Origin of the sequence: Phytomonospora sp. NPDC050363 (assembly GCF_040655735.1) — a bacterium.
Classification (GTDB): domain Bacteria; phylum Actinomycetota; class Actinomycetes; order Mycobacteriales; family Micromonosporaceae; genus Phytomonospora.
This window is the reverse complement of record NZ_JBFAKK010000001.1, coordinates 188,319-199,876: the sequence shown is the minus strand read 5'-3', so window position 1 is coordinate 199,876 and position 11,558 is coordinate 188,319. Positions and strand designations below refer to the sequence as shown.

Below are 11,558 nucleotides of genomic sequence, written 5' to 3'. Positions count from 1 at the left end.
CCGCTACTCGCAGCCGTCGAGCGTCCCGCCGTTGTCGTCGACCTCGCAGGCGTCGGTTCCCGGGCCGCCGAAGACGCCGTCGGCGTTGCCCTCGCCCCGGCGTCCGCCGATGCCCGGCGCGGCCTCGATGGAGTCGTCGCCGGCGTCGCCGTGAAGTTCGCCGAACTCACCGGTCCCGTTGCCGGAGCGGCCGACGTCCATGCGCGGGTTGCCGCCGACGGCGATGACGACGTCGTCGCCGTCGCCGCCGTGTATCACCGCGCGCCGCTCGCTGTCGTCACCGGGGACGGCGTTGCCGTCGCCGCCACTGTGGCCGTCCCCGCCGGTGGCGACGAGGCGGTCGGGGCCCGGTCCACCGTCCATGAGGCCGGTGTTCCCCATGCCCCCGTCGCCGTCGAGCCCGTCGGGGTAGGCGCCCACGCCCTTGGCGCGAATGACGTCGGCGCCGTCGCCGCCGTCGAGGGTGCCCGCGTTGCCGTCGCCGCCGCTCGATCCGGCGCCGCCGATCACGTCGACGTGGTCGTCCCCCGGACCTGCGAGGACGGTGCCGGTGTTGCCGGCGAAACCGGTGCCGCCGGCGCCCGGCCGGCCGCCCGAGCCGCCGGTGAGGGTGACGGTGTCCTCGCCGTCGCCGGTGTCGACGGTCCCGGAGTTGGCCTGGGAGTTGAGAAGTTCGCGCCGCAGCGACTCGGTGCGGCGGGCCGCGCCGGTGAGCGTCACCGTGTCGGCCCCGTCGCCGGTCTCGATGGTCCCCTGGTTGGCCGCCGTGCCCGGCTCACCGCGACCAGCCACGCCCGTCGCGGTCACCGTGTCCTCCCCGGCGCCCGTGCTGACGGTGACGTCGGGACCGATGCCCTCGGGGCAGTCGACGAGGTCGTCGCCGTCGGTGCCCTCGATCAGCGTGCCGGAGACCTCCTCACCGTTGACCGTGCACTCGCTCTCCGACGCGAAGGCCGATGTCCCCAGCCACACGGCCCCCGCCGCGAGGACCGCGAGCGCCAGCACCCCCACAGTCCGGCCTTTCGGCATGCCGGTCCCCCTCCATCGCGCGTACGCGGAAGGAGTCTATGCAGACCGGGGGTCCTATGTGGGCGAAACGGCTCGGTGGGGGTGGGGGTGGGGGTGGGGGTGGGGGTGGGGGTGGGTGGGATTGGTGGCCGTGGGGGTGAGGTGGGGGCGGCGGCGGACTCCTCGGCGGGGCGGTAGACGCCCTGGAGACCGCCACGCCGTTCCCGCCCTTCCCTACCCGTCGGCGCCCGTCCCTCACCCCCGCAACGCCCTCAGCACCTCCTCGCGCCGCTCCGGCGGCACGCCGCCGTCGGTGAGGGCGCGGGCGGCCAGGTCCAGGTCGGCGCCGTGGGCGCGCATGTGCGCGACGATGGCTTCCAGGCGGTCGGGGCGGTCGCGGACGATCTCGGCCACCAGCCGCAGTTCCAAGGCGACCGCCGCGACGGCGTGACCGCCGCAGTCGACGCGGACGTGGTGCCGCCAGGGCCCGGCGCCGACGCACTCGAAGGTGTCGGACTCGGGCGGGTCCCATTCGACGGTGCTGATGCTGACCTCGACGCCGTCGACGGCGTAGGACGCGAAGTACTGCCGCGCCTCGGGGAGCCACACCGGCGCCTGGAGGCACGCGTAGTCCGACAGGGCGGCGGCGAGGCGGTCGACGTCGGCCCGCTCGGTGACGAGCATGTCGATATCGCCCGCGGCCAGACCGACGCCCTGGAGAAGGGCGGCACCGGTGCCGACGAGGCGAAAGTCGAAGCCGGGGCCCAGTCGGTCGAGGGTCGTCGCGAGGACGCGCCGCAGCTCGTCACGGTCGCGCAGGGGACGGACGGTGAAGGTCATCGGGCGATCATCCCCCGGGGGTGCGACCACGCGCGGACCGAGCCCGCGGAAACTCTACCTTGACAGAAAGTGAAATCTGTACTACATTAAGTAGTGAAGCCCGACCCGATCGCGAGGCAGAAATGCCGACCGACTGAGCCGGGCTTCGTTAATGCCCTCCACCCGAGCGCCGCGCCGGACCCGTACGCCTTCGACCCGCGCACTCGCTGCCCCCATGTGCCCGCACCATCCCCATTCCCCGGCTTTTGTGTGGCCGCACGCCATGGCTCCCGCCCCGCCGCTCCCCTAGCGTTCACCCACACGGCAGCAGTGGACCGCTCCCCACGGTCCCACCGTCACCCAGCGCAAAGGAGCCGAGCCGGTGGCGTCGATACTCACCACCCGCGGGCTGGTCAAGGCCTTCGGCGGCTTCCGCGCCGTCGACGGCGTCGACCTGGACGTGGCCGAAGGCAGCGTGCACGCCCTGGTCGGCCCCAACGGCGCCGGCAAGACCACCCTGTTCCATTTACTCACCGGCTTCCACCGCCCCACCTCGGGAGCCGTCGTTGTGGGCGACCGCGACATCACCGGTCTGCCGCCCGACAAGGTCGCCCGCCTCGGCCTGGCCCGCTCCTTCCAGATCACCAACCTCTTCGCCAAACTCACCGCCCGCGAGCACGTCGAACTCGCCCTCGCCGCCGGCACGTCCATCGGCTGGCGCTTCTGGCGCTCCGAGAAGACCCTGCGCCGCTTCGCCGGCCGGGCCATGGAACTCCTCGACGAGGTCGGCCTCGCCGCGCTCGCCGAGACCACCAGCGACACCCTCTCCTACGGCCGGCGCCGGGCCCTCGAACTGGCCCTCGCGCTCGCCCTCGAACCGCGCATCCTGCTCCTCGACGAGCCGACGGCCGGAATGGGCGCCGAGGACGTCGAGCGGACCGTCGAACTGGTCGCGCGGGTCCGCTCGGGACGGACGGTGATCCTCGTCGAGCACAACATGAACGTCGTCGGCGCCCTCGCCGACACCGTCACCGTGCTGCGTCACGGGCAGGTCCTCGCCGAAGGCCCCTACGCCGAGATCCGCCGCGACCCGCGCGTCGTGGCCGCCTACCTGGGAGACGCCGATGTTGAGCGTTGACGGCCTGTCGGCCTGGTACGGACAGGCCCGGGCTCTGAGCGAGGTGTCCCTCGACGTCGCCGCCGGCGAGGTCGTCACCATCGTCGGCCGCAACGGCGCGGGCAAGTCCACATTGCTGCGCGCGCTGATGGGCCTGCACCCCAAGGCCACCGGGACGATCACCCTCGACGGGACCCCGCTCGACCGCCTCGCACCGCACCAGCGGGCGCGGCGCGGCCTCGGCTACGTCCCCGACGACCGCGGCATGTTCGCCACCCTCACCGTCCACGAACACCTCACCCTCCCCAAGGCCGTCGGCCCCGGCCCCTGGCCGCTGGCACGGATCTACGAGACCTTCCCCAACCTCGCCGACCGCCGCGGCTCCCCCGGCACTCGGCTGTCCGGCGGCGAGCAGCAGATGCTCGCGATCGCCCGCGTCCTGCGCATGGGCGCCCGGCTGCTGCTGTGCGACGAGCCGACGGAGGGCCTGTCCCCGCTGCTCGTGTCGCGCATCGGCGAGATCATCCGCGAGGTCAAGGCCGCCGGCGTCACGGTCCTGCTCATCGAGCAGAACGTGCACTTCGCCGCGACCGTCGCCGACCGGCACCACCTGCTGGCCGAAGGCCGGATCGTCGAGCGCCTCGACAACGACCAGGTCCGCTCCCGCGAACACGAACTCCTCGACTACCTCGGCATCTGATTAGGAGACCCCATGCCCCGCAACATCAGAGAGTGGCGCGTGCTGTCCGCCGTCGCCCTCGCCGCCGCGCTCACCACGACCGTCGCGGCCTGCGGCGGCGGACCCGGTGGCGGCGGCGGCAAGATCAGCGACGACAAGATCGTCCTCGGCGTGCTCAACGACCAGTCCGGCGTCTACTCCGAACTGTCGGGCAAGAACTCGGTCACGGCCGTGGAGATGGCCGTCGAGGACTTCAAGGCCAAGTACGGCGAGGACGCCGTCAGCTCGAACATCGAAGTCGTCACCGCCGACCACCAGAACAAGCCCGACGTGGCCAACACCAAGGCGCAGGAGCTCTACGACCGGCAGAAGGCCGACGTCATCCTCGACGTGCCGACCTCCAGCGCCGCGCTCGCCGTCGCCGGACAGGCCGCCGCGAAGAAGAAGCTGCACATCAACGTCACCGCCGCGACCACCGAGCTGACCGGCGCCAAGTGCGACAAGTACACGTTCCACTGGGCCTACGACACCTACATGCTCGCCAACGGCACGGGCACCAGCGTCACCGCCGCCGGGGCGAAGGACTGGTACATCGTCTACCCCGACTACGCCTTCGGCCAGGACATGCAGAAGAGCTTCACGACGGCGATCCAGAACGGCGGCGGGCAGGTCCTCGCCGCCGACCCGACGCCGTTCCCCAACGACGACTTCTCGACCTTCCTGCTCAAGGCCCCCGAGATGTCGCCGAAGCCCTCGGTGCTCGGCACCATGCACGCCGGCGGCGACCTGGTCAACCTCGTCAAGCAGTACAACGAGTTCGGGCTGCGGGAGAAGGGCGTCGACCTCTCGGTCGGGCTGATGTTCATCACCGACATCCACTCCCTGGGGGTGGAGGCCTTCGCCGGGACCACGTTCACCGACGCCTGGTACTGGAACGCCGACCCCGACAACCGCGCCTGGGCCGACCGCTTCACCGCCAAGACCGGAACCCGCCCGAGCTTCGCGCACGCCGGCAACTACTCCGCCGCCCTCCAGTACCTCGAAGCGGTGCAGCGCGCCGGGACCGACGGATCCGACGAGGTCGTCAAGTCCCTGGAGGGCTACGCCTTCAACGACGTGTTCGCCACCAACGGGCAGGTCCGCGCCGAGGACCACCGGATGATCCACGACTCCTACCTCGCCGAGGTCAAGTCCCCTGACCAGGTCACCGAGGAGTGGGACTACGAGGAGATCGTCGAGACGATCCCCGCCGCCGAGGCCTTCCGGCCGGTCGCCGACAGCGGCTGCAAGTTCTGACGCACGCCCGGGGCCCGTCCACGGCGGACGGGTCCCGGGCCCGAAGGAGTGACGGTGCAACACATCTTCAACGGCCTCGTCAGCGGCTCGTTCCTGGCGATGCTCGCCCTCGGCCTCGCGGTGATCTTCGGGATGCTCGGCGTGGTCAACTTCGCCCACGGCGCGTTCTACATGCTCGGCGCCTTCGGGGCCTACCTGCTGCTGTCGGAGTTCGGCGTGAACTACTGGATCGCGCTGGCCGCGGTCCCGCTGCTCCTCGGCCTGTTCGGCGCCCTCGTCGAGCGGCTGCTCATCCGCCGCCTGTCGGCGCTCGACCCGCTGTACAACTTCCTGCTCACCTTCGGCCTCGCGCTGGTGCTCCAGGACCTCGTGCGCCGCGAGTACGGCGTCCAGTCGCGGCCTTACCCCTCCCCGGTGAGCGCGACCGTCGACTTCGGCCTGTTCACCTACCCGGCCTACCAGGTCATGGTCCTGGGCATCTCGGTGATCGTGTGCCTCGCGGTGTGGCTGGTGCTGTCACGGACCCGGGTCGGCGTGATCGTCCGCGCCGCCACCGAGCGCCCCGACCTGACCCGCGCCCTTGGCATCGACGTCGGCCGCTACGTGGCGCCGATGTTCGGCTTCGGCGTCGCCCTGGCCGGCTTCGCCGGGGTCCTGGCCGCGCCCATGCGCGCGGTCAACCCCCTCATGGGCGGCGACCTGATCATCACCGTCTTCGCCGTCGTCGTCATCGGCGGGCTCGGCTCCATCTTCGGATCGGTCACCGCGGGCTTCGCCATCGGCCTGATCACGGCACTGGCCAACCTCTACGTGCCGACCCTGTCCCAGACGATCGTGTTCATCCTGATGGCCGCGGTCCTGCTGTGGCGCCCCGCCGGACTCTTCGGCCGCGAGGAGGCCTTCACGTGATCTGGACCCGTCTCGCCCGCCGCCCCCTCCTGCTCGCCGCCGGGCTGGTCACCGTCGTGGCCCTGCCCTGGCTCATCTACCCGCCGGTGGCCATGGACGTCTTGTGCTGGGCGCTGTTCGCCGTCGCCCTCGACGTCCTGCTCGGCTTCACCGGGCTGCTGTCCTTCGGCCACGCCGCATTCTGGGGCACCGCCGCCTACACCGCGGGGCTGCTCGCCGTCCACTACGGAGTGCCGTTCCCGGTCGCCGTCCTCGGCGCCGCCGTCACCTCCGCGGCCCTCGCGGTGCCGATCGGGTTCCTCTCGGTCCGCCGCACCGGCATCTACTTCGCGATGGTCACCCTCGCCTTCGCGCAGATGGTCTACTTCCTGGCCAACCAGTGGCGCGGCCTCACCGGCGGAGAGAACGGGCTGCAGGGCATTCCCCGCGAGCTGTTCGGCGCCGACCTGTCCGACCCCTTCTTCTTCTACTACTACGGCCTCCCCGTCATCCTGCTCGGCCTGCTCGCCGCGTGGCGGATCGTGCGCTCGCCGTTCGGGCGGGTCCTGGTCGCCATCCGCGACAACCCGGCCCGTGCGCGGGCACTGGGATATCCCGTCGACCGGTACAAGCTGCTCGCCTTCGTCCTCTCGGCGGGCCTGTCGGGTCTGGCGGGCGGGCTCTACGCCATCTCGCACGGCTTCGCCTCTCTCCAGGAGGTGAACTGGACGACCTCGGGCAAGGTCGTGATCATGGTGGTACTCGGCGGGATCGGCACGCTGTGGGGTCCGGGCCTCGGGTCGCTGATCATGGTGCAGCTCAACGACTTCCTGTCCACCGCGGGCTTCGACGGGATCGAGCTGGTCACCGGCGGCGTCCTCATCGTGATCGTGCTGCTCTTCCGGCGCGGCCTGTGGGGCACCGTCGTGGACCTGCTCGCGCGACGCGACGAACGGCGGGCGAAGGCCGCCGAGCCGGCCGCTGAGAAGGAAGACCCCGTGCCGTCAGGGGCGCCGTAGCCGGTGCAGCCGGAGCGCGAGCTGGATCTCCAGCGCGCGCTCCGGATTCTGCCAGTCCTCCCCGAGCAGGCGCCCCACGCGTTCGAGGCGCTGCGCGACGGTGTTGACGTGTATGTGCAGGGTCTGCGCGGTCCGGGCCGGCGAGCCGCCGTGTCCGAAGTAGACGCCGACGGTGGCGACCAGTTCGGTGCCGCGCTTGGCGTCGTAGGCGACGATCGGGCCGATCGTGCCGTCGAGGAAGGCGTCGACGTCGCGGTGGTCGCCGATCAGCAGGCCGACGAAGCCGAGGTCGGCGGCACCGGCGCCGTGACCGGTCCGGCCGAGGGCCACCAGCGTGTCCGCGCAACGCTGGGCCTCGCGGTGGGCGGCGGCGATCCCCGTCAGGGCGGCCACCGGTCCGCAGGCCCCGGCCGTGGCGGGGCGACCCAGCGCGTTGGACAGGTCGGCGGCGACGCGGCGGGCGGTCGCGCCCGGGTCCTCGCCGGGCAGCAGGAGTGCGACCTGGGTGCTGCCGGCGGTGGCCAGGCCGTGCTCTGCGGTCGCCTGCGCGGAGGCCCAGAAACCGACCCGTTCGCGCGGCCCGTCGTGGCGGGCGACGACCAGCACGTGCGGCCGGTCGAGGTCGACGCCGAGACGGCGCCCCCGCTCGCGCAGATGACCGGGATCGGTGATCTCGCGGGAGATCAGGTCGTCGAGCAGTTCACCGCGGAAGCGGTCCTCGGCCTGTGCGACGCTGCGCCGCTCCAGCAATAGCAGGGCGGTCACCAGCGCCGCGCGCTCCAGGATCCGCTGGTCGGTGTCGACGACGTCGGCGCCGGTGCGCAGCACCAGCGTGCACAGGGTCTCGGCGCCCACGTCGACCGAGGCGATCGTGAGGTCGCCGCGGCGGACGCTGCGGCCGAGCGCGCGGGCGGTGCCGGCGGTCTCGAAGACGCCCGACTCCAAGTCCCCGACCGCGCCGACGGACGCCAGCGGGCGGTCGGCCGAATCGAGGACCAGCAGGGACCCGCCGAGGACCTCGGTGACCATCGCGGCCACGTCGGCGACTCCGCCGCCGCGCAGGACCAGGTCCATCATCCGGTCGTGGGCGAGCGCGGCCCGCTCGACGGCGTTGCTGTGGGCGCGCACGACCTCGTTGGCCGCGCTGAGCTCGTCAAGGGCGGCGCGGGTCCCCTCCAGCAGGCGGGCGTTGTCGATGGCGACGGCGGCGTGCGCGGCGAAGGATCCGAGCAGCGCCACCTCCTCCTGCACGAAGGGCCGCGCGCTGCGGTCGGCGGCGAAGAGCACGCCGATGACGCGGCTGCCGAGCCGCAGGGGCACGCCGAGAATGGCGACCAGGCCCTCCTCCCGGACGGCGTCGTTGATGAAGCGCAGATGGTCGAAGCGCTCGTCGGCGAAGTAGTCGGCGGTCGCGTACGGGCTGGCGTTCTGGGCGACCAGGCCGCCGAGGCCGGCGCCCATCGGCAGCCGAAGCTTCTGGAAGTCGGCCGAGGCGGAACCGTCGGTCACGCGCATGTAGTTGTCGTCGCGGTCCTCGTCGTAGAGCGTCATGTAGGCGACGTCGGTGCCCAGCAGCTGTCGGGCGCGGCTGACGATCGCGTCGAGTACGGCGTCGAGGTCGCGCAGCTCGGCGAGGTCGCCGGCGGTTTGGAACAGCGCGGACAGCTCGGCGCCCCGGCGAGCGCGGCGGGCGAGTGCCGCGCGGACGCGCAGGGCCACCAGTTTGGCGCGTTCCAGGGCGTCCAGGGACTCGGCGGAGGCGCCGGCGGCGCGGGCGGCCAGCACCGGGCCCTCGAACTCGACGGCCGAGGCGTCGCGGGCGAGGAGGTCGAGGTAGGCCGAGGCGTCGGGGGAAGGGCTCAATGCGCGGTCCAGCCGCCGTCGATCATCAGCGAGGCGCCGGTGATGAACGACGCCGAGGGTGCGCAGAGGTAGGCGACGGCCTCGGCGACCTCCTCGGGTTCCACGAGGCGCTTGATCGCCGAGGGCGCGAGCATGATCTCGGCGACGACGCGGTCGGCGCTGATCCCGTGTGCGGCGGCCTGGGCGGCGATCTGTTTCTCCACCAGGGGCGTGCGCACGTATCCGGGGTTGACGCAGTTCGAGGTGACCCCGTGCCCGGCGCCTTCGAGTGCGATCACCTTCGACAGGCCTTCGAGGGCGTGCTTGGCGGCCACGTAGGCCGACTTGTAGGGGGAGGCGCGGCGGCCGTGCACCGAGGACACGTTGACCACGCGGCCCCAGCCGCGCTCGTACATGCCCGGCAGGGCTTGGCGTACGAGACGGAACGGGGCTTCGACCATGAGCCGCAGGATACGAGCGAACACCTCCGGTGGGAAGTCCTCGATCGGTGAGACGTGCTGGACGCCGGCGTTGTTGACGATGATGTCGACCCGCTCGGGGAGTCGGCTCTCCCATGCGCCGGGATCGCCGAGGTCGGCGACCACGGACTCCCCGCCGGTCTCGGCGGCGACGGCGGCGGCCGACTCGGCGTCGACGTCGACCACGACGACCCTGGCCCCGTCCTCGGCGAGCCGCAGCGCGCAGGCGCGCCCGATCCCGCCGCCGCCGCCGGTGACCAGCGCGGTACGTCCGTCCAAAGTGGGCGCTTGCCTGCGCGGGCTGCTCATGCTCGCGAATCTATGGGCAGGCCGGGTCCGCTCCCATGGGCCGGGCCCACACACCTTCGCGGCGGGTTGTGTGGGCCCGGGCCGTGTCGCGGCTTCTAGGAGAAGTCGACCTTCGCCGACTCCACCGTGCCGGCCGTGCGGCCCGGCGCGGTGTGGTAACTCCAGTAGAGGTTGGTGTGCGCGATGACCATGTCGGGTGTCGGCGCGCCCCATTCGCTCTGGTCCTCGGTGGTGTGGGCGTCGCTGACCAGGGTCGCGTCGTAGCCGCGCACAACGGCTCCGTGCAGGGTCGAGCGGATGCACTCGTCGGTCTGCGCGCCGGTCACCACCAGGCGCCCCGCGCCCAGGCCGGCGAGCACCTCTTCGAGGGTGGTCTCCTCGAAGGAGTCGGCGTAGGTCTTGGCGACCACGGGCTCGGCCTCGCCCGGGACCAGTTCGGGGACGATCCCCCAGCCCTCGCTCCCGATGGGGAGGTGCTTCTCGGAGGAGTGCTGGACCCAGACGACGGGGACGCCGCCGGCGCGGGCCTTGTCGACGACGAGGGCGATGTTGGCGACGACGGCGTCGCGCTCGTGCGCGCCTTCGACGACGCCGTTCTGCACGTCGATGACGAGCAGGGCGGTGTTGGGCCTGTTGTCCAGGGTGGTCATGGTCTTCCCTTGCTCGTGTGGGCCGCTGACCCGACCACGTTAGACCCGCACTCCGACAATCTCGGCCGGTCAGGCCCGTGATGCCCGGGAACGTCCCGGAGACTCCTGTTCGGCGACGGCGGCGAGCACGGCCTCGGTGAGCTGGGCGGGCGTGCGGTCGCCGGCGTGGAGGCGGTCGAGTCCGAGGGCGTCGACGGTCTTGAGCATCCGGGACTGGTAGAGGGTGGTGCGGGCGAGGAACTTCGCCACCTGGAGGCGTTCGTCCTCGGTGGCCGCCGCGTGTCCGGAGGCGTCGTGGACGCGCGCGCGGATGAGGTCCTCGTCGGCGGTGATCCACACCGCGGCGACGCGCGGGTCGGTCAGCTCGGCGACACGGCCGGGGAGGACGCCCGAGCCTTCGAGGACGAGGCCCGGGCCGTCGGCGGCGTTGGTTTCGGCGAGCTCGGCCACGCGCGGCCACAGGCGCTCGTAGTGCTCGAAGACGGCGTCGGTCAGTTCTTCGGGGGTGAGGGTGCGGTAGTGCTCGGCGACATGCGGCGGCACCCGCCACTCCGGTGTATGCCACGGGCGCCCGGGATGGCGGGCCATGCCGTCGGTGGAGCGGTACTCGAAGCCGAGTTCGGCGGCGAGGGCCCGCGCGACCGTCGACTTGCCGACGTTCGACGTCCCGCCGATGAGGATGACCCGCACATCACGCATGTCCGCGACCATACGTCCTAGGGTTCCTGGATGGAGATCGGGCAGGATGACACCTCGGTGGTCAGCGCGGACGGTGTGCGGGTGGACATCCGCCGGCGCAGGCGGCTCACGGCTTTGTGCGAGCTGGACGGCGACGCGGGGGCGTCCGCGGTGGGATGGACGGTGAGCCGTCCGGTCCACGGCGACCACACTCGCCACACGCGCTGGGCGGGCCTTCCGGACGCGACCGTGCGCGTCGAAGGACCCGGTGAGCCCGGACTCGACGAGATCCGCTCCGCGGCCGCGGCCGTCGTCGACGGCGAGCGTTCGGAACGGGCGGCGAGATCGGCCTGGGAATCGGCCTTCGGGCGCCTCCACACCCGCTTCGCCGAGAAGGCCTCGCGGTTGCGCGCGGCCCTGGACGCCACCGCACCCGGTTCGACGGCCTTCCGGAGGGCTCTGGCGGCTCTTGACGCCCACGCCTCGGCGATGGACCGTTTCGGGATGGACGCCCAGGACATCGCGGCCGCCACCGGCGGGCGGGCGGCACTCGTTCCCAGTGGCCCGAAACGCGTCCAGGTCACCCTTCCCGCCGTGTACGGACACGACGCCCTCGCCGCCCGTATCGGCGTGGACCCCGCGACCGTGTCGGCTCTTGCCGCACAGGGTCTGCTGCCGCAGCCCGACGGCGATCTCGACGGGGCTCCGGGCTGGCTCCCGGCGACGGTCGAGGCGTGGACCGGCCGGCTCGGCGACCGATCGGTCTAGAGCCCG

The 11,558-nt window shown here is 72.2% G+C and carries 12 protein-coding genes; 6 read left to right on the top strand and 6 right to left on the bottom strand.

Features of this window, described 5'->3' with window-relative positions; all coding sequences use genetic code 11:
- Window positions 1-3: 3 nt before the first annotated feature.
- A complete protein-coding gene (locus tag AB0I28_RS00855; RefSeq protein WP_357488587.1) occupies window positions 4-1,029 on the bottom strand; it encodes a hypothetical protein in 1,026 nt (341 codons plus the stop codon).
- A gap of 234 nt (window positions 1,030-1,263) precedes the next feature.
- A complete protein-coding gene (locus AB0I28_RS00850; RefSeq protein WP_357488586.1) occupies window positions 1,264-1,848 on the bottom strand; it encodes a hypothetical protein in 585 nt (194 codons plus the stop codon).
- Between the two features lie 361 nt (window positions 1,849-2,209).
- On the opposite strand from AB0I28_RS00850, the gene AB0I28_RS00845 reads away from it, so the two are divergent.
- Genes AB0I28_RS00845 through AB0I28_RS00825 form a run of 5 tightly spaced genes read left to right on the top strand, consistent with a single transcriptional unit; the run spans window position 2,210 to window position 6,826 of the window.
- Window positions 2,210-2,965 carry an ABC transporter ATP-binding protein gene (locus tag AB0I28_RS00845; protein WP_357488585.1) on the top strand — a complete coding sequence of 252 codons (756 nt, stop codon included), beginning with the start codon at window positions 2,210-2,212 and terminating at the stop codon, window positions 2,963-2,965.
- Window positions 2,952-3,644, top strand: coding sequence for an ABC transporter ATP-binding protein (locus tag AB0I28_RS00840; protein WP_357488584.1), 693 nt, complete (start codon window positions 2,952-2,954; stop codon window positions 3,642-3,644). The genes AB0I28_RS00845 and AB0I28_RS00840 overlap by 14 nt, the downstream gene beginning before the upstream one ends.
- 12 nt (window positions 3,645-3,656) lie before the next feature.
- A complete protein-coding gene (locus AB0I28_RS00835; RefSeq protein WP_357488583.1) occupies window positions 3,657-4,919 on the top strand; it encodes an ABC transporter substrate-binding protein in 1,263 nt (420 codons plus the stop codon).
- Window positions 4,920-4,967: 48 nt separating this feature from the next.
- Window positions 4,968-5,828 carry a branched-chain amino acid ABC transporter permease gene (locus tag AB0I28_RS00830; RefSeq protein ID WP_357488582.1) on the top strand — a complete coding sequence of 287 codons (861 nt, stop codon included), beginning with the start codon at window positions 4,968-4,970 and terminating at the stop codon, window positions 5,826-5,828.
- Window positions 5,829-5,857: 29 nt separating this feature from the next.
- The gene (locus AB0I28_RS00825; protein WP_357489265.1) at window positions 5,858-6,826 is read left to right on the top strand and encodes a branched-chain amino acid ABC transporter permease; all 969 of its coding nucleotides are present in this window, start codon (window positions 5,858-5,860) and stop codon (window positions 6,824-6,826) included.
- Here the strand turns inward: AB0I28_RS00825 and AB0I28_RS00820 are convergent.
- The 4 genes from AB0I28_RS00820 to AB0I28_RS00805 form a co-directional block, all read right to left on the bottom strand.
- A complete protein-coding gene (locus AB0I28_RS00820) occupies window positions 6,812-8,689 on the bottom strand; it encodes a helix-turn-helix domain-containing protein (protein ID WP_357488581.1) in 1,878 nt (625 codons plus the stop codon). The genes AB0I28_RS00825 and AB0I28_RS00820 overlap by 15 nt on opposite strands.
- The gene (locus tag AB0I28_RS00815; RefSeq protein WP_357488580.1) at window positions 8,686-9,456 is read right to left on the bottom strand and encodes a 3-hydroxybutyrate dehydrogenase; all 771 of its coding nucleotides are present in this window, start codon (window positions 9,454-9,456) and stop codon (window positions 8,686-8,688) included. The genes AB0I28_RS00820 and AB0I28_RS00815 overlap by 4 nt, the downstream gene beginning before the upstream one ends.
- A gap of 95 nt (window positions 9,457-9,551) precedes the next feature.
- Window positions 9,552-10,106 carry an isochorismatase family protein gene (locus AB0I28_RS00810; protein WP_357488579.1) on the bottom strand — a complete coding sequence of 185 codons (555 nt, stop codon included), beginning with the start codon at window positions 10,104-10,106 and terminating at the stop codon, window positions 9,552-9,554.
- Window positions 10,107-10,175: 69 nt separating this feature from the next.
- Window positions 10,176-10,805, bottom strand: coding sequence for a hypothetical protein (locus AB0I28_RS00805; protein ID WP_357488578.1), 630 nt, complete (start codon window positions 10,803-10,805; stop codon window positions 10,176-10,178).
- Window positions 10,806-10,835: 30 nt separating this feature from the next.
- Between AB0I28_RS00805 and AB0I28_RS00800 the strand changes: the two genes are divergently transcribed.
- Window positions 10,836-11,552 (top strand): hypothetical protein, encoded by a 717-nt coding sequence (locus AB0I28_RS00800; protein WP_357488577.1) that lies wholly within the window; start codon window positions 10,836-10,838, stop codon window positions 11,550-11,552.
- Window positions 11,553-11,558 lie beyond the last annotated feature (6 nt).